The sequence below is a fragment of the Deinococcus terrestris genome, from assembly GCF_009377345.1.
Classification (GTDB): Bacteria; Deinococcota; Deinococci; order Deinococcales; family Deinococcaceae; genus Deinococcus; species Deinococcus terrestris.
Map to the genome: position 1 here is coordinate 495,001 of NZ_WBSL01000001.1, position 15,693 is coordinate 510,693.

The following is a 15,693-nucleotide window of genomic DNA, read 5'->3' on the forward strand; positions in this document are numbered from 1 at the left end:
GGAATGAAGCGAGTCTACCATATTCTGCTAGGAACGTAATCGACTCCTCTCCCTTTGCACCCCGCATTCTACCGCATGGGCGCGTAAAAAACACACGGCGGGCGCGGCCGTGGTGGTTGGGGAAGTACGGAGGGGAGGGGACGACCGGAGCCTTCTGCGCCACCTCCACACTTGTGAGAATTTTGCGTGGAATCGCCGCCTATGATCACGGCGATGCTGTCACATCTCACACAACTGGTCGCGGACGTGGACGGAGCCTGGGCGGCGGCCATCGGCGGGCTGGACGGGCTGCTGGTGGAGGGCCACGCGGCGGCGAACACCGACCTCAACCTGCTGGTGGCCGAGCACGCGGGGCTGATGCGGGCCTCGGGCGCGGCCTACGGCGACACGCTGAACGGCGGCAACGTGCGCGAACTGTACCTGCGCGGCGAGCGCCTGAGCGTCTACCTGCATCCCATCACGTCCGCCTTTTTCCTGCTGCTGGCGATGGACGCCCGCAGCAACCTCGGGCAGGCCCGGCTGTACGGCCGCGCCGCCGCCCACCGTCTGGAGGCCCTGCTGTGAGCGCCCGTTTCGATGCCCTACGGTCCCTGCCCGGTGTGGTGGCCGCCGCCCTGGTCGGCCCCGACGGCCTGCCGATCGAACTGCTGGGTGAGGGCGGCGACGCCCTGGCCGCCGAACTCACCGCCCTGCGCGTCAGTCTCGACCGGGTGTGCCGCCGCCTCGGGGCGGGGGAGGTGACCCGGCTGGCCTTTACCAGCGAGCGCGTGGAGGTCGTTGCCGTCACCAGCGGCGACTTCGTCCTCGGCGTGGCGCAGACGCGCGGCACCGACACCCGCGCCGCGCAGCAACTCCTCGCCCGGCTCGCGCTGGAGCTGACCGATCTGCCCCGGCCGGAGTTCGCGTGATCTCCGAACTGCTGGAGGTGCGCGGGGTCCGGCACGTCGCCCTGCTCGACGCGGCGGGCAAGGTCGTGACGAGCGCGGGTGCGGGGGCCGACATCACTGTCGTACCCCCTGCCCGCGCGGTCGTGGGCAGCCTGAAGGCCGCGCTGGGCACGGGCGAGTGGCAGGACCTGCTGCTCGACTTCGGGGATGGCCCGGTCCTGCTGACCCCCCACGGCGACGGGGTGCTGCTGACCGCCTTCGACGAGGTCGCCAACCTCGGCCGGGTGCGCTTCGCGGTGGGGAGGCTGCTGGGGTAGGGCGGGTGGTGTAGGGGAGTAGCCTGGTGAGGGCTTACACGCCCGGCTCCTCCACGCCTTCGCCCCCCGGCACCCCGTCGAAGAGGCCCCGCAGCGGGTAGCGGGCGATCGGCGTGCGCGTGCCGCCGATGCTGAAGCCCTCGGTCCCGAGCATGCGGGTTTCCATTTCGGCCCGTTCCTCCGGCGTCATGCGGCCCAGCAGGCTCTCCGCGCCCGTCTGGGTGCCGTGGGCGGCGAGGGCTGCTTTCTTGTTCTCCGCGTAGGCGGCCACGTTCATCCGAACAGCCACCGTGTCCGGCGAGACGCCGTAGACCAGCGGATCGAGGTCCTGCCCCATCCGGGCGATGCCCTCGGCCGCCTCGTGGGACATCGCGGTGTAATACAGGCGCTGCGGGCCGCCCCCCGGCAGGTGCCCGGTGCTAAAGAAAGCGGCGGTCGTCGCCCGGTGAATCTGGAGGTGGTCCACATGCCCGTAGCCGCCGTGCGGGTCGAAAGTCACGATCACTTGCGGCTGGACCTCCTCAATCAGCGCCCGCAGTTTGACCTCCACGTCCAGCGGACTCACGTTCATCAGCGCGAGCGGATCGTCATGGCGGGTGCGCTCGTAGCGGCCGGAGTCGTGGTAATCCAGAAAGACCGGCTCCCCGATTTCCAGCGCCCGGCACGCCTCGCGCAACTCCTGCTCGCGCTGCTGTCCGAGGTCGTCCACGGTCATGCCCGGCACCGTGATCTTGCCCGCCTCGCCCCGGGTGGCGCAGGTGAGAACCACCCGCACCCCCCGGCGGGCATAGTGGGTCAGCGTGCCGCCGACGCTGAAGGCCTCGTCGTCGGGGTGAGCGAACACGGCGAGCAGGGTGGGCTGTCGGGTGGCAGTCATGGGCGGCAGTGTACGGCGGGGCGGGAACGTGGGGCACCTGCGGGGCGTACTCTCTGCCATGCGAGCCGCCCTGCACAGCCTCTGGACGGTCATTCGGGAACTGTTCCTGGGGGCCATCGGCCAACCCCGGCCCGGAGCAAGTGCGGCGGACCGGGCACGCCTCGCGGCGAAGCGGGAGCGGGTGGGGAAGGCCCCGCCGTCCGGCCCCCTCACTGCTTTGAAAACCCTACTGCGCGAGGCTGCCCTCGGATTGCTCGGTCAACCCTCGCCCAACTCGTCCCGCAGGCGCAGGCCCCGCCGGTAGAAGTCCCAGAACTCGTCCGGCCAGGTCGCGTACAACCGGCGGCGGTTGCCCAGATCGGCGGCCTCCAGGGCTGCACCCAGCGCCCGGTAGAAGCGGCTGCCCTGCTCCTGCATGGCCCGCGCGGTCCAGTACACCTCGGCGCTGAGGAGGGTGGCGAGGCGGTCCTCAGTCGGGTGATCGGGCATGGAGCCAGTCTAGGGTCAGGTCCGCATTCTGTCCCCGGCGTACTCAGGTATCATCGGCCCCGATGACGGCGGCGCCCACCACCCCCCAGCAGCAGGCCCTAGACGTGCTCAAACGCGTCTGGGGGTACGACGCCTTCCGGGGCGTGCAGGCCGACATCGTGCGGACGGTGGCGGGGGGTGGCAATGCGCTCGTCCTGATGCCCACGGGCGGCGGCAAGAGCCTGTGTTACCAGGTGCCCTCGCTGCTGCGGCCCGGCGTCGGCATCGTCGTGTCGCCCCTGATCGCGCTGATGAAGGACCAGGTGGACACCCTGCGGCAGCTCGGGGTGCGGGCTGCTTTCCTGAACTCCACCCTCAGCCTGGAAGGGGTGCGGGAGGTGGAATCGGCGCTGCTCGCAGGCGAGTTGGACCTGCTGTACGTGGCCCCCGAGCGGCTGCTGCTCCCGCGCACGCTGGAGTTGCTGGGACGCGCCCCGGTCGCCCTCTTCGCCATCGACGAGGCGCACTGCGTCTCCCAGTGGGGACACGACTTCCGGCCGGAGTACGGGCAACTGGGCGTGTTGCCGGAGCGATTCCCCCATATCCCCCGCCTCGCCCTGACCGCCACCGCCGACGAGCGCACGCGGGCGGACATCTTGCGGGTGCTGGGGCTGGAGGGGGCGCCGCAGTTCATCTCGTCCTTCGACCGCCCCAACATCCAGTACCGGGTCGCGGCGAAGGAGGGGCCGAAGTCGCAACTCCTCGACTTCATCCGAGGTGAGCATCCGGGCGACTCGGGCATCGTCTACTGCCTGTCGCGCAAGTCGGTGGAGGAGACGGCGAAGTGGCTCCAGGCGCAGGGGGTGGACGCGGTGCCCTACCACGCGGGCCTCTCGCCGCGTGAGCGCAACACGGCGCAGGAACGCTTCCTGAACGAGGAGGGGCTGATCGTGGTGGCGACGGTCGCCTTCGGCATGGGCATCGACAAGCCCAACGTGCGCTTCGTGGCCCACCTCGACCTCCCCAAGAGTCTGGAGGGCTACTACCAGGAGACGGGCCGCGCCGGGCGCGACGGGCTGCCGAGTACGGCGTGGATGGTCTACGGGCTGGCTGACGTGGTCAACGTGCGGCGGATGCTCGCGCAGAGTGCGGCCCCCGAAGACGTGCGCCGGGTGGAGGCCGCCAAGCTCGACGCCCTACTGACCTATTGCGAGGCCGCGACCTGCCGCCGTCAGGTGCTGCTCTCGTACTTTGGAGAGACGCTGCCGGAGCCGTGCGGCAACTGCGACGTGTGCCTCGCCCCGCCGCGCGTGCGCGACGCCACGCGCGAGGCGCAGATGGCGCTCTCGGCGGCGATTCGCACCGGGAACCGCTTCGGGGCCGCCCACCTCACCGATGTGCTGCTGGGCCGTGACACCGAGAAGGTCCGGGCGATGGGGCACCACCAGCTCCCCACTTTCGGCGTGGGCCGGGCACACGACGAGAAGACGTGGCGCGGGCTGCTGCGCCAGCTTGTCAGCCTGGGGTACCTCGCGGCGGGCGAGCACCACGGCCTGAGCGCGACGGCCAAAGCCCGCCCCCTGCTGCGCGGCGAGGAGACGCTGCACCTGCGCGAGGACACCCTCGCCCCCCGCCCGGCCCGTGACCGCTCGGCCCGGCCCGGCCGCGCCCCGGTGGACGCGCAGGACCGCCCCCTCTTTGAAGCGCTGCGGGCCTGGCGGTTGCAAAAGGCCCGCGAGCAGGGCGTGCCCCCCTACGTGATCTTCACCGATGCCACGCTCAAGACGGTGGCCGAGCTGCGCCCCGGCAGCCTGCACACCCTGGGCACAGTGAGCGGCGTGGGCCAGCGCAAGCTCGCGGAATACGGCGAGGAGGTGCTGGGAGTGGTGCGGGGGGAGTCGGGCAGCCAGCGGCCAGCTTCCAGCCGTCAGCCCACCGAGGCCGAGCGCGGCGCGGCAGGGAATGCGGCGGTGCTGGGCCTGCTGCGCGGAAGCTCTCAGCCGTCCGTCTCCAGCCCTCCACCCGTCCGTCCCCGCCCGGAGGCTTCACCCTCTTCGCGTCCCGCTGCGCTCTTTCCACAAGCGACAGGCGACGCGCCACCAGCCTCTCCCCACCCCGAGGTTACCGAATCCCTGCGCGAACTGCGCCGCGAACTCTCCCGCGAGACAGGGCACAGCGCCTTCGTGATCTTCCCAAATGCCACCCTGGACGCCCTCGCCACCCGGCAGCCGCGCACGCTGGCCGAGTTGGAAGGGGTGCCGGGACTGGGGCCGAAACGCATTGAGGCGTACGGGGAGCGGATCGTGGACGCGGTGCTGACGGGGCTGGACGGGTAGGGGATGACGCCTGGGGAACGTCTGCCAGGTTTGCTCACCCCCCCATCCCCTCCCGACCTCCCTCTCATGGGGGGAAGCCGGGGAGGAGCAGACTTTCGTTGGCCGTCCTGATGCGGGTTCCTCAATCCGCCGCCCCCGCCTGCACGGGCCGCACCGCCCGCAGCCGCAAGCTCAGCACCAGCCCGCCCGCCACCAGCGCGAGGGCCAGCACGTAGGCCCGTTGCAACCCTTCCGCCAGCGCCGGGCCACCCGCCAGAATCGCGGCCGGGCCGATCAGCAGGGCCATCAGCGCCACCCCCAGTGCCCCGCCCATCTGCCGGGCGAACAGCACGCCGCTCGTCACCGCGCCGAGTTCCTCGCGCCCCGCCCGCTCCTGCGCCGAGAGCAGCAGGCTCAGCATGGCGAAGCCCATCCCCATCCCCACCACGAACCCCAGCCCCGAGGTGACCCACAGCGGTGCGTGGACGGCGAAGGTCAGCGCCGCGAACGTCCCCGTCAGGACCAGAAAGCCCACCTGCGAGAGCCGTGCAAGGGGGACGCGGTTCAGCAGCCGCGCCGCGAGGATGCTCGTCAGCGTCCAGCCCACCAGCATGGGCGTGAGGATGGCCCCCGCACCCGTCGCACTGCCGCCGCCCACCCCCTGCGCGTAGAGGGGGAGGTAGGCGATCACGCCGAAGTAGGCCGCCCCACCCAGCAGATTTCCCGCGAAGGCGATGGCGGTCGTGCGTTGCCGCAGTGCGCCCATCGGCAGCAGCGGTTGGGGGTGACGCCTCTCCACCATCACAGCCGCCAGCAGGATCAGGAGGCCCGCGCCCACCATCGCCCACGCCCGCGACTCCAGGCCCCACACGGTCAGTCCACTGCCCAGCGTGAACAGCGCCGCCCCTGCCCAGTCCAGCCGCGCCGGACGTGGGGTGCCCGTCTCGCGCAGGTGGCGCACGGCGATCAGCAGTGCCGCCACTCCAAACGGCAGCGAGGCATAGAAGGTCCAGCGCCACGAGAGCGTGTCCGTCAACCACCCGCCCAGCAGCGGACCCAGCAGCCCCGAGATCCCCCACACGCCGCTGATGAACGCTTGGACCCGCCCGCGCTCGGCCAGGGAATACGTCTCCCCGATGATGGTCAGGGTGAGGGGGAGTACCGCCCCCGCCCCCAGCCCCTGCAAGGCCCGCGCCCCCACCAGCCAGCCCATGCTCTGCGCGAGGCCGCACAGGGCGCTGCCCAGCAGGAACAGCACCACGCCGGTCAAATACAGCCGCCGCCGCCCCACCACGTCCGAGGCGCGGCCCCACAGCGGGCTGGAAACCGTACTGGTCAGCAGGTAGACCGCGAAGGGCAGCGCATAGAGCCGCTGTCCCCCCAGGTCCGCGATCACGCTGGGCATGGCGGTCGCCACCACGCTGGATTCCAGCGCCGCCAGAAAGACCCCCAGGATCAGCCCGGAGGTCGCCAGTTGCCGCGCCCGCTGCGCCTGCGGGGAAAGGGGGGCCGAATCGGTCATCGGCAGCAGGCTACTCTCCCTGAAGCGCGGGCGAGGGGAGATGAACGCAGGGCCAACAACAACCGCCCTCCGATTCGGGAGGGCGGCTGGCCGGGGGAAAGCGGAGCTTAGCGGCGACCGGGGCCAGGCAGCGTGCTGATCGCGGGGTGCGTGGCGGCGCCTCGCGCACCCAGCCACGAGAGCAGCAGGGTCAGGCCAGCGGTCAGCAGCCAGCCCAGGCCGGTGTTGCGGGCAGCGGTGCGGGCAGTCTGCTCAACGGTGTTGGCGAGGTCCGTGGCCTGCTGCTGCAACTCGTTGACGTTGTTGGAAATCGCGGTACGGACTTCCCCTGCCTGCGCGGGGGTCAGGCCCTGGCGCTCCAGACGGGCCTGGAAATCCTGGCCGGTCAGGGCGTTCTGAATCGCCTGAATGCGGGCCGGGATGGCGCTGCCGAGGTCGGCCAGGTCCACGTTGCCCAGGCCGTAGGTGGCGCGGCGGAAGGTGTTGGTGACCACGTTGGCGGCGGCGTCGACCTGCTCCGTGTTCAGCGTGGGGCTGCTCTCCGCAATCAGGTCCACCACCTGTTCACGGTCGACACCGCTGAGGAAGTTGTTGATGGCTCCCTGAACGGTACCGTTCTGCGCTGCGTTGCCCGCCACGTTGGCGACGCCTCCGGCCACATTGCCCAGGATGTTGGTGGCCGCGCCAACCAGGCTGGCCGCCGCCGTGTAGGCGAGCCAGGTCGTCAGCAGCACCAGCAACCCGCCGGTGATCAGACCGGTCAGCGAGGCGTCTTCGGGGGTCATCGCAGCGATGCCGTCGTCGTTGCGGGTGGCGGGGGCACTGGCCCGCACGGCCGTGCGTCCAGCAGCCCAGGCGCCGACCAAAGCGGCGATGGCCGCCCAGATGATCGCCTGGATGCCGGTTCCCGTCAGGGTGACGCCGGTCAGGGCCGTGATGACGACGCCCAGGGCCAGGATCGTCAGCGTGGTCACCAGGCCCAGCACCAGGCCAGCGAGAACCCCGCGCCAGCTCAGGCGGCGGGACAGCGAATCGGTGTTCAGGGTCATAGAACCTCCTGTGTGCAGGCCGGAGAAGAGAAGTGTCCGCGCACAGACGCCCCAGCCCGCATTGCTCCTACCCTAAGCGCCCGCCTCTGCCCGGTGCGCTCCCGCTCGCTTAATGTCTCCCTCACACCAAATAGGCCCATACCTGAAGCCCATGGCGGCTCCACTGCGGCCCAAAGGCACTTGAGCCGCCCTTCACGCGCCCCGGCCCCCCGGCGGCGGGCGCGTTACTTTGCGGGCATGACGCAGCAGACAGGACCAGGAGAAGGCAAGAGCGCTTTCGTAACCGGGGCCAGCAAGGGCATCGGGCTGGAGGTGGCGCGGGCGCTCGCGGGAGCCGGGTACGCGGTCACGATCACCAGCCGCAAGCAGGACGAAATCGAGGCGGCGGCCCGTGAGATTGGCGGGCAGACGCGGGGCGTGGTGTGCGACGTGCGCGACCCGCAGGCCCTTCAGCAGGCCGTGGACGCCCACGTGGGGGCCTTTGGCGGCCTCGACGTGCTGTTCGTGAACGCGGGCCTGGGGCACTTCGCCAACGTGGAGGACCTGACTCTTGAGCAGTGGCAGGAGGTCATCGACACCAACCTCAGCGGCGCGTTTTACACCGTCAAGGCCGGAATTCCCGCCCTCAAGCGCCGGGGCGGGTACATCTTCACGCTGTCCAGCCTGGCAGGGAAAAATCCCTTCGCAGGCGGCGGGGCCTATAACGCAAGCAAATTCGGCCTTAACGGGCTCTCGGAGGTGCTGACCCTTGACCTGCGGCAGCACGGCATCAAGGTCACCCAGATCATGCCCGGGAGCGTGGCGACCTATTTTAACGGCCATACGCCGAATGAGCAGGACGCCTGGAAGATTCAGCCGGAGGACATCGCGCAACTCACCCTCGACCTGCTGGCGATGCCGGAGCGCACGCTGCCCAGCCGCATCGAGGTGCGGCCCAGCCGCCCGCCACAGAAGTAAAGCTGCCGCTTCCCTCTCGCCCCTGGCCCCGCGCCGGGGGCTTTGCCTTTGTGCCCCGCCCCCTTTCCCGGATTTGCCCTAGAATGCCCCGCGTGTACACGAACCGCCGCGCACACCACGAGTACGAATTGCTGGAGCGCTTCGAGGCGGGCATCGCCCTGACGGGCAGCGAGGTCAAGAGCATCCGGGCGGGCGGCGTGGATTTCCGGGACGCCTTCGCCCGTCTGACAAACGGCAACATCGAGCTGGAGGGGTTGTACATTCCGACCTATACCGAGGCCACCTATAACAACCACGAGCCCCGCCGCGCCCGGCGGTTGCTGCTGCACCGCGAGGAGATCGGCAAGCTCAGGCGGGCGCTGGAGCAAAAGGGCCTGACGCTGGTGCCCACCAAGCTCTACCAGAAGGGCCGGGTCTTCAAGGTGGAGCTGGCCCTCGCCCGCGGCAAGAAGCTGCACGACAAGCGCCGCGCCGAGGCCGAAAAGACCCTGCGCCGGGAGCTGCGCGAACTGTGAGGGGGCCGCGTATCAGCCGGGCGCTGGCCCGTCCGCTGCTGCTGTCCGCCGCCCTACTCATGGCGGGGCTGGCGGGGGCGCAGATCGCCTTCTCGCGCCTGAACCTCGCCGGGCAGCAGGTTCAAAGCGTGAACCTCTACGGGGCTGAGTACGCCAGCCAGAGCGTGCTCGACCAGGTGGTGCGCATCAGCCGCGAGGGGCCGATTATCCGGGTGGAGGGCTACGGGCACGTGCTGCTGTTCCCCCTTGACGAGGACCCGCAGCGGGCCGCGACCGACTTCAACACCGTGCAGCTCGACACCACGCGGGTCAAGGCCCGCACCGCCACCCTGCTCAACGGCAACCTCTACCTGCCGCTCGACACGCTGGCGCGGGGACTGGGGGCGGAGTACCGCGCCGGGAACTTCCGGGTGGTTCCGGCCCGGCTTCAGGGCGTGAGCAGCCGGGCGGGGGCGAGCAGCGACCGCCTCGTGCTGGACCTCACCCGCGACGTGAGCTTCAGCGACGAGTTGCGTGGCACCACCGTCACCGTGACCCTGGAGGAGGTGCAGGGCGAGGCGCGGCGCTACACCACGCGCGGGGCCTTCGTGCCACGGGCGCAGGTGGCCCGCGACGGGGAGGACCTCAAGCTCAGCTTCACCCTGCCGCCCGGCAGCGGCTACCGGGTCTACCGGGTGGTGCGGCCCGGCGGGTCGCGGCTCGTCGTAGACGCGGGACCGGGCATTCCCTACACCAGCCCGGCACTGCTGGAGCGCATCTCGCGCCCCTTGATCGTGCTGGACCCCGCCCGCGTGGAGGGGCTGGGGCGTGACGTGACGCTGGACGTGGCCCGCCGCGCCGCCGAGCTGCTCAGCCAGGCGGGGTGGCAGGTGCGCCTGACCCGCGACGGCCAGAGTGCCCTGGGCCTGAACCAGAAGCTCGCGCTGGCGCGGCGCAGCGACGTGTACCTCGCGCTGGACCTCGGCCGTTTCCCCGGCACCGACCGGGGCGGCGTGACCGTGTACGAGCCGACGGGCCGGGCGACCGCGCAGATCGTGGAGGCGGTGCGCTCGGGCGGGAAGGCCCCCTACATCGACCTCGCCATCGGGGGGTCGGGGGGAACCAAGCGCCTCAGCGAGCTGCTGCGGGGCGAACTCAAGGGCGGCGGGGTGACCGCGCAGGCCGAGACGGTCAGCCGCACCCTCACGCTGGGCGAAGCGCCGCAGGCTGCGCTGCTCCTCGAACTGGGCTGGGTGGGCAACGAGGACGACCGCGCCGACCTCGCTTCGGCGGGGCACCTTCGGGCGATGTCGGTGGCGGTGGCCCGCTCGGTGGCGACCTACCTCACCGCCCGCGCTGCGAATGCCGGGCGCACGGTGTCGGCCACGCCCGCTGCTGACCCCCAGGCGAGCGCGGGACAGGGGGCGGGGCAGTGAAGCGCCTCTTTTCGCTCTTCAACGTGGTGAGCCTGGCCCTGCTGGGAGCCGCCGCCTACGCCTATACGGAAGTGCAGCGGCCCCCCGAGACGCCCGAGGCCCCCCGGCTCCAGCTTCAGGAACGGCAGTCCAAGCCCGTCAAGGTCTACTTCAGCGACGCGCAGGTCCAGACCATGAAGCCCGAGACCCGCTCCGTGCAGGTCACCCAGGACACCCCCTCGGCCACCGCGCAGGCGGCGCTGCGGGCGTGGGCGAACGGGCCCCAGACCCAGGGGTCGCTCCCGGTCGTGCCCAAGGGCAGCCCCGCGCCCAACGTGTGGCTGCGCGGCACCCACGTCTACGTAGACCTCCCGGAGAGCTACCAGCGCCTGCGCTACGGGACCAGCGGCGAGCGGATGCTGCTGTGTACGCTGACCCGCACCCTGCTGGAGGTGGGCGGGCAGGACGTGACCTTCCTGGTCGGCGGCAAGAACGTGGAGACGCTGTGGCACCTCGACCTGCGCGAGCCGTACCGCGCCCAGGACTGCACCGACCAGTGACCCGGCCCGCGTAACCCATGCTCCGCAGCATCACCCTCCACGGCTTCAAGAGCTTCGCCGACCGCACCCGGCTGGAGTTCGGCCCCGGCGTCAGCGCCGTCATCGGGCCGAACGGCAGCGGCAAGAGCAACGTCGTGGAGGCGATTCGCTGGGCCACCCACGGGGCACGCGCCCGTGAGCTGCGGGCCGGGCGCGGCACCGAGCTGATCTTCCACGGCAGCGGCGGCAAGGCTCCGCTGGGGCTGGCGGAGGTCGAACTCGAACTCCAGACGCCGGAGGGACGGGTCAACCTCGGCCGCCGGGTCTACCGCGACGGGACCGCCGAGCAGGACCTGGGGGGCCGCCCCGCCCGCGCCCGCGACGTGCAGTCGGCCCTGCGCGGCACCGGGCTGGGACCGGGGGGCCTCGCCGTGATCGGGCAGGGCGAGGTCAGCGGCGTCGTGCAGGCCGAGGGGCGCACCCTGCTTGGCTACGTGCAGGAGGCCGCCGGGCTGTCCCGCGCCGTGAGTGCCCGGCTGGACGCGGCGGCCCGGCTGCGCGAGGCCGGGGAGCATCTGGACCGATTGCGGCTGGTGCAGGGCGAACGGGCGGCGGCGGTGGAACGGCTCGCGCAGGCTGCTCAGGATGCCCGGATCCACCGGAGCCTCAGCGCTCGCGTCCTGACCCTGGAGGACGCCCTGCGCCGTGAACGTCAACTCGCCCTTGCCCGCGAGATTGCGGCAGCGCGGCAGGAGGCGGACACGCTGGAGGCCCGCTCCGCCGCCCTCGCCGGGGAGGTCGCGCGGGGAGCCGAACGGGTCGAAGCCGCCCGCGACGCTGCCCATGCCGCCCGCGCCCGTGCCGAGGCCTTCGCCGGGGCACTGGACGCGCTGCGGGCCGCCCGCGACGCGCACGCCCAGGCCGAGCGCTACGCCGCTCACCTGGGCACCGAGGCCGGGCGGCTGGAGGCCGAACTCGCCGCCCTGCCCGCTCAGGCCCCCGCCGAGCCTGCCCCCGACCTCCCCTCCCTGGAAGCCGAGGTCGCCGCCGCCCGCACCCGCGTCGAGGCCGCCGAGCGCCGCGCCCGCACCCTGGAAGCCGAGCTGACCCGCGCCCAGGCCCAGGCCGCCCGCACCGCCGAAGCCGCCGCCCGCCTCGACGCCAGCCGCGAGACGCTGACCGCCGAGCTGGAGCGGGCCGAGGGCAATCTGGACTCGGCCCTGGAGTCGCTGGCCGCTGCCCAGCACCGCCTGACCGCATTGACCGCCGCCCGCGACGAGGCCGAGGCCGCTTACGCCGCCCAGGCCGCCGGAGTCGCGCAGGCCCAGGCCCACGCCCGCTACCTGGAGGGCGAACTCGCCCGCCTGAATGCCGGACTCGCCCCCCTGCGCCGCGAGCGCGAGCGATTGGAAGCGGCCCTCAACTCCTACGCCCGCTACGGCGAGGGCGCCCGCAACGCCCTGCGCCTGGACCATCCCGGCATCGTGGGGTCAGTGGCCGACCTCCTGACCGTACCCGCCGAGTACGAGACGGCCGTGACCGCCGCGCTGGGCCGCCGCCTGGAGCAGATCGTCGTTCACTCCGGCGAGGATGCCCGCACCATCATTGAAGAACTCAAGCGGACGGGGGGCCGCGCGACCTTCCTGCCGCTGGACCTGATCCGGCCCCGACCCCGGCGCGATGGGGGGCTGCTGCGTGAGGCAGGCGTGGTCGGTAACCTCGCGGACCTGTGCCCGACCGACCCGCCCCTGGTGGGCGAGGCGATTCTGGCCGACACGCTGATCGTGGAAGATCTGCGGGCCGCCAACCGCCTCGCCCGTGCGTATCCGAACCGCCCCCGCCTCGTGACCCTGGAGGGTGAGTTGCTGGAAGCCGGGGGCGCGATCACGGGCGGGCGCCTGCGCGACAGCGGGAGCAGCGTGCTGGCCGACCAGCGCCGCTTTCAGGAGCTGGATGCCGAGCTGGAGGACGCCGAGGGGCGCGCCGCCCGCCTGCGGACCGAACTGGAACGGGTGCAGGCCGGGCTCTCTGGAACCGGGACCGGCCCCTCTCCCCTTCAACTCACCCGCGACGCTGCCGTCCGCGAGGCCCGTGACGCCGAGCGCCGCGTCACCGAACTGGAGGCCCAGGCCCGCAGCCTGACCGCCCACCGCGACCGCCTGAGCGAGCGGCTGGAGGCGTCGGCCCCATCTGCTGCCTCCCAGCCCACCGATCCGCCTGCCGATCCCACCGCGCTAGAGGCCGAGTTGCTCGCCGCCCGCCGCGCCGCCGAGGAGGGCCGTGCCGGGGAGCGCACGGCGCTGGAGGTGCTGGCCCTGGCCCGCGAACTGGACGCCGCGTGGCGGGCCTACCGCAGCGCCCACGCCCGTGCCGCCGACCTGCGGGAGCGCCTGAGTGCCAACGCCGCCGCCCGGCACACCCAGGGGACGCACCTCGCCGGAGCCGCCGCCGAGGTCGCCCGCCGCGAGGCCGCCCTGGGGACCCTGGACGAGCATGAACTCGCCCGCGCCGAGGCCGGGCGGGAGGCCGCGATCCAGGCTTACACCTCCCTGATTGGGGAGCAGAACAAGGTTCGCGCCCGGTTGGAAGACCTGCGCCTGCTCGTCGCCCGGCGCGAGGGCAGCCTGGAACCCCTGCCCGACGGGTGCAGTCCCCCCGGCACCCCCCGTGAGTGGACCGCCGAACTGACCCGCGTGCGCGGCGAGCTGGAGCGCCTCGGCCCGGTGAACGCCCGCGCAGAGGCCGACCACGCCGCCGAGTTCGCAGAGTTAGAGCGACTCTCCGCCGAACTCGGGGACGCCGAGGCCGCCGCCGCCGAGTTACAGGCCCACCTGACCGGGCTGGAAGGGGCCGAGGAACAGGCCACCCGCGCGGCCTTCGGGCGGGTCAACACCGCCTTCCGCGAATACTCCACCGAACTGCTGGGCGGCCAGGGTGAACTGGAGATGGAGGAGGACGCGGCGGGGCGCCTGACCGGACTCCGCCTCGCTGTGCAGCCGAAGGGCAAGCGCACCCGCTCCATGACCCTCCTCAGCGCGGGCGAGCGCACGATGGCGGGGCTGGGGTTTCTCTTCGCGCTGAATCATGCGGGCGGTGAAGGCGGGGCGGGCGGCCTGCCCCTCGCTGTGCTAGACGAGGTGGACGCGCCGCTGGATGAGGCGAACATCCGCCGCTTCACGGCCTTTCTGGAACGCTTCTCGGCGCGGGGTGCCCAGTTCCTGCTCGTCACCCACCAGAAGGCCACGATGGAAGTCGCCCACGCGCTATGGGGCGTGACCACCGATGCGTCGGGGGCCAGCCGCGTCCTGAGCATCCGCCAGGGGGACGAGGCGCCCGCGCGGTCCTCGGCGGTTTGACGGGGGTGCGGGTAGGCCAGTCGCCGGATACCCTTTCTCCCCGCTCCACGCCATTCTTCTCGCCATGACCGAGCAGACGCCCCCCGAAGTGCTCGCGGGCATCCTGGCCCGCTGGCAGCGGCGGGAGTATGCCGAACTCGCCCGCTGGCTGCCCGCCTCTGGTGTCCGGCCCGACCCGTGGCGCACGCCGACGGGCCGGGAGGTGAAGGCCGCCCGATTGCACTACCGCCGCCAGCCCCTGCGCGACTTCCGCATCCTGACTGCCACCGACACCGACCCCGCCGCCGCGAACGTCGTCGCGGACCTGTTCTGCGTGGTGGAGGGCGAACTGGAGTGGCAGCGCCGCCGCTACCGGATGATTTACCTCGGGCCGGACGGTCGGCCCCTCCCGCGCGACTGCCCGGAGGGGCTGTGGGTGCCCCTCGCCGTGTACGTGGTGGCGCTGCCGCCCGGCCTGCGGGCCTGATCTACTCCCGCACGTCCTTCCAGATCAGCGCTTCCCCTGCCGCACACAGCGGGCACTCCGCCGCCGCGAAGGTCCGGAAGGGCGGCTGGGTCAGTGTGACCAGCCGCTCGCCCTCCAGCCGCGTCCGGCTGAGCCATGCACTGACGCCGAGGACCGTGTGCCCCGCGTCCCGCAGGAAGGCCAGGACCGCGCGGGCGTCCGTCCCCGTGCAGATCAGGTCGTCCACGTAGACCACCCGTTCGCCCGGCTGGGGGATGTGCATCCGGTGCCAGCCGGTTCGCTCGCCCGTCAGGACGTAAGCGACGGGCAGGCCGAGGTGCCGCGCCACGAAGGAGGCCAGCACCGCCCCGCACGCGGGCGCTCCCACGAGCAGGGTCGCCTCGGGGAACGCGGCCCGCAGCGAGGCGGCCTGCTCCGCCGCCACCGCATCCAGCGTGGCCGGGACGCGGACGATCTCGCCTTTCTCAATCCAGCCGTCCGCGTGCAGGCCATTGCGAAAGGCCGTGTGGCCGGGGCGCAGGGCACCGCTCACGTGAAAAAGATCAGGCAGGCTCACGCTGGGTCCTCTCCCCCAGCGCGTCGGCCAGCAGTGCCCCTCCAATCGGTCCCGCCAGCCACGGCAGGAAGCGGAGAACCTCGGCCGGGGAGACGGCAGCCCGGTGGCGCGTCTCAAACGTGGGCGTGAAGGCGTCCAGCCGCACCCGTGCCCGGTACCGCAGTTGGAAGTACGGCTGCGGCGTCAGCCCCTCCACCCGCACGGCCCCCAGCAGGCGGCAGGCCAGCACCTCCGCGCAGGCTTCTTCCCGGACCTCGCGCCGCAGCGTCGCCTCCCAGTCCTCCCCGGCTTCCGGGTGACCGCCGGGCAGACTCCACGCCTCGCCGTCCTCCAAAACCAGCACCACCCGGCCCTCCCCGGTCAGGCAGACGCCGCTGACCTGGGTCACCACTTCGGCGGGAGCGGGGCAATACCCCGGCTGCCACGTCAGCATGGTCGGGCGACCCTCCCAGGTAGTGCGCTCAGTGACCTCGCC

16 protein-coding genes are annotated in these 15,693 nt (G+C 72.0%); 10 read left to right on the forward strand and 6 right to left on the reverse strand.

Annotated features, from left to right (window positions below):
• Nucleotides 1-213: 213 nt before the first annotated feature.
• The 3 genes from F8S09_RS02500 to F8S09_RS02510 are packed head-to-tail and all read left to right on the forward strand — an operon-like array spanning nt 214 to nt 1,204.
• Nucleotides 214-564 carry a roadblock/LC7 domain-containing protein gene (locus F8S09_RS02500; protein WP_152868642.1) on the forward strand — a complete coding sequence of 117 codons (351 nt, stop codon included), beginning with the start codon at nt 214-216 and terminating at the stop codon, nt 562-564.
• Nucleotides 561-908, forward strand: coding sequence for a roadblock/LC7 domain-containing protein (locus F8S09_RS02505; RefSeq protein ID WP_322618454.1), 348 nt, complete (start codon nt 561-563; stop codon nt 906-908). The genes F8S09_RS02500 and F8S09_RS02505 overlap by 4 nt, the downstream gene beginning before the upstream one ends.
• On the forward strand, nt 905-1,204 hold the full coding sequence (locus tag F8S09_RS02510; protein WP_322618455.1) for a roadblock/LC7 domain-containing protein: 300 nt from the start codon (nt 905-907) through the stop codon (nt 1,202-1,204). The genes F8S09_RS02505 and F8S09_RS02510 overlap by 4 nt, the downstream gene beginning before the upstream one ends.
• Before the next feature lie 34 nt (nt 1,205-1,238).
• Here the strand turns inward: F8S09_RS02510 and F8S09_RS02515 are convergent, their stop codons facing one another.
• The gene (locus F8S09_RS02515; RefSeq protein WP_152868645.1) at nt 1,239-2,081 is read right to left on the reverse strand and encodes a PIG-L deacetylase family protein; all 843 of its coding nucleotides are present in this window, start codon (nt 2,079-2,081) and stop codon (nt 1,239-1,241) included.
• Between the two features lie 258 nt (nt 2,082-2,339).
• Nucleotides 2,340-2,570: a hypothetical protein gene (locus tag F8S09_RS02520; RefSeq protein ID WP_152868647.1), complete on the reverse strand. Its 231-nt coding sequence runs from the start codon at nt 2,568-2,570 to the stop codon at nt 2,340-2,342.
• Nucleotides 2,571-2,632: 62 nt separating this feature from the next.
• Between F8S09_RS02520 and recQ the strand changes: the two genes are divergently transcribed.
• Nucleotides 2,633-4,885 (forward strand): DNA helicase RecQ, encoded by a 2,253-nt coding sequence (recQ, locus tag F8S09_RS02525; RefSeq protein WP_152868649.1) that lies wholly within the window; start codon nt 2,633-2,635, stop codon nt 4,883-4,885.
• Between the two features lie 121 nt (nt 4,886-5,006).
• Here recQ and F8S09_RS02530 read toward each other — a convergent pair whose 3' ends face one another.
• Both F8S09_RS02530 and F8S09_RS02535 read right to left on the reverse strand, forming a co-directional pair.
• Nucleotides 5,007-6,386, reverse strand: coding sequence for an MFS transporter (locus tag F8S09_RS02530; RefSeq protein ID WP_152868651.1), 1,380 nt, complete (start codon nt 6,384-6,386; stop codon nt 5,007-5,009).
• 107 nt (nt 6,387-6,493) lie between these two features.
• Entirely contained in the window at nt 6,494-7,435 is a 942-nt protein-coding gene (locus F8S09_RS02535; RefSeq protein ID WP_152868653.1) for a hypothetical protein, read from the reverse strand.
• A gap of 237 nt (nt 7,436-7,672) precedes the next feature.
• On the opposite strand from F8S09_RS02535, the gene F8S09_RS02540 reads away from it, so the two are divergent.
• From F8S09_RS02540 to F8S09_RS02565, 6 genes are all read left to right on the forward strand, one after another.
• A complete protein-coding gene (locus tag F8S09_RS02540; RefSeq protein ID WP_152868655.1) occupies nt 7,673-8,392 on the forward strand; it encodes an SDR family oxidoreductase in 720 nt (239 codons plus the stop codon).
• Nucleotides 8,393-8,475: 83 nt separating this feature from the next.
• Complete coding sequence (gene smpB / locus F8S09_RS02545) at nt 8,476-8,907, forward strand: SsrA-binding protein SmpB (RefSeq protein ID WP_152868657.1); 432 nt, start codon at nt 8,476-8,478, stop codon at nt 8,905-8,907.
• A gap of 59 nt (nt 8,908-8,966) precedes the next feature.
• Nucleotides 8,967-10,322, forward strand: coding sequence for an N-acetylmuramoyl-L-alanine amidase family protein (locus F8S09_RS02550; protein ID WP_152869969.1), 1,356 nt, complete (start codon nt 8,967-8,969; stop codon nt 10,320-10,322).
• Nucleotides 10,319-10,861: a GerMN domain-containing protein gene (locus F8S09_RS02555; RefSeq protein WP_322618456.1), complete on the forward strand. Its 543-nt coding sequence runs from the start codon at nt 10,319-10,321 to the stop codon at nt 10,859-10,861. The genes F8S09_RS02550 and F8S09_RS02555 overlap by 4 nt, the downstream gene beginning before the upstream one ends.
• 17 nt (nt 10,862-10,878) lie before the next feature.
• A complete protein-coding gene (locus F8S09_RS02560) occupies nt 10,879-14,196 on the forward strand; it encodes an AAA family ATPase (RefSeq protein WP_152868659.1) in 3,318 nt (1,105 codons plus the stop codon).
• A 64-nt stretch (nt 14,197-14,260) separates the two neighbouring features.
• Nucleotides 14,261-14,662: a hypothetical protein gene (locus tag F8S09_RS02565; RefSeq protein ID WP_152868661.1), complete on the forward strand. Its 402-nt coding sequence runs from the start codon at nt 14,261-14,263 to the stop codon at nt 14,660-14,662.
• A gap of 1 nt (nt 14,663) precedes the next feature.
• On the opposite strand, the gene F8S09_RS02570 is transcribed toward F8S09_RS02565, so the two are convergent.
• Nucleotides 14,664-15,218, reverse strand: coding sequence for a type I phosphoribosyltransferase (locus F8S09_RS02570; protein WP_322618457.1), 555 nt, complete (start codon nt 15,216-15,218; stop codon nt 14,664-14,666).
• Nucleotides 15,205-15,651: an NUDIX hydrolase gene (locus F8S09_RS02575; protein WP_152869975.1), complete on the reverse strand. Its 447-nt coding sequence runs from the start codon at nt 15,649-15,651 to the stop codon at nt 15,205-15,207. The genes F8S09_RS02570 and F8S09_RS02575 overlap by 14 nt, the downstream gene beginning before the upstream one ends.
• Nucleotides 15,652-15,693: the final 42 nt, after the last annotated feature.

Excerpts from the sequence above, each read along its gene's own strand:
- F8S09_RS02540 (WP_152868655.1), top strand. The coding sequence starts at position 7,673 with ATGACGCAGCAGACAGGACCAGGAGAAGGCAAGAGCGCTTTCGTAACC.
- F8S09_RS02550 (WP_152869969.1), top strand. The coding sequence starts at position 8,967 with ATGGCGGGGCTGGCGGGGGCGCAGATCGCCTTCTCGCGCCTGAACCTC.
- F8S09_RS02560 (WP_152868659.1), top strand. The coding sequence starts at position 10,879 with ATGCTCCGCAGCATCACCCTCCACGGCTTCAAGAGCTTCGCCGACCGC.
- recQ (WP_152868649.1), top strand. The coding sequence starts at position 2,633 with ATGACGGCGGCGCCCACCACCCCCCAGCAGCAGGCCCTAGACGTGCTC.
- F8S09_RS02520 (WP_152868647.1), bottom strand. The coding sequence starts at position 2,570 with ATGCCCGATCACCCGACTGAGGACCGCCTCGCCACCCTCCTCAGCGCC.
- F8S09_RS02515 (WP_152868645.1), bottom strand. The coding sequence starts at position 2,081 with ATGACTGCCACCCGACAGCCCACCCTGCTCGCCGTGTTCGCTCACCCC.
- F8S09_RS02500 (WP_152868642.1), top strand. The coding sequence starts at position 214 with ATGCTGTCACATCTCACACAACTGGTCGCGGACGTGGACGGAGCCTGG.
- F8S09_RS02530 (WP_152868651.1), bottom strand. The coding sequence starts at position 6,386 with ATGACCGATTCGGCCCCCCTTTCCCCGCAGGCGCAGCGGGCGCGGCAA.
- smpB (WP_152868657.1), top strand. The coding sequence starts at position 8,476 with ATGCCCCGCGTGTACACGAACCGCCGCGCACACCACGAGTACGAATTG.
- F8S09_RS02575 (WP_152869975.1), bottom strand. The coding sequence starts at position 15,651 with ATGCTGACGTGGCAGCCGGGGTATTGCCCCGCTCCCGCCGAAGTGGTG.
- F8S09_RS02535 (WP_152868653.1), bottom strand. The coding sequence starts at position 7,435 with ATGACCCTGAACACCGATTCGCTGTCCCGCCGCCTGAGCTGGCGCGGG.
- F8S09_RS02565 (WP_152868661.1), top strand. The coding sequence starts at position 14,261 with ATGACCGAGCAGACGCCCCCCGAAGTGCTCGCGGGCATCCTGGCCCGC.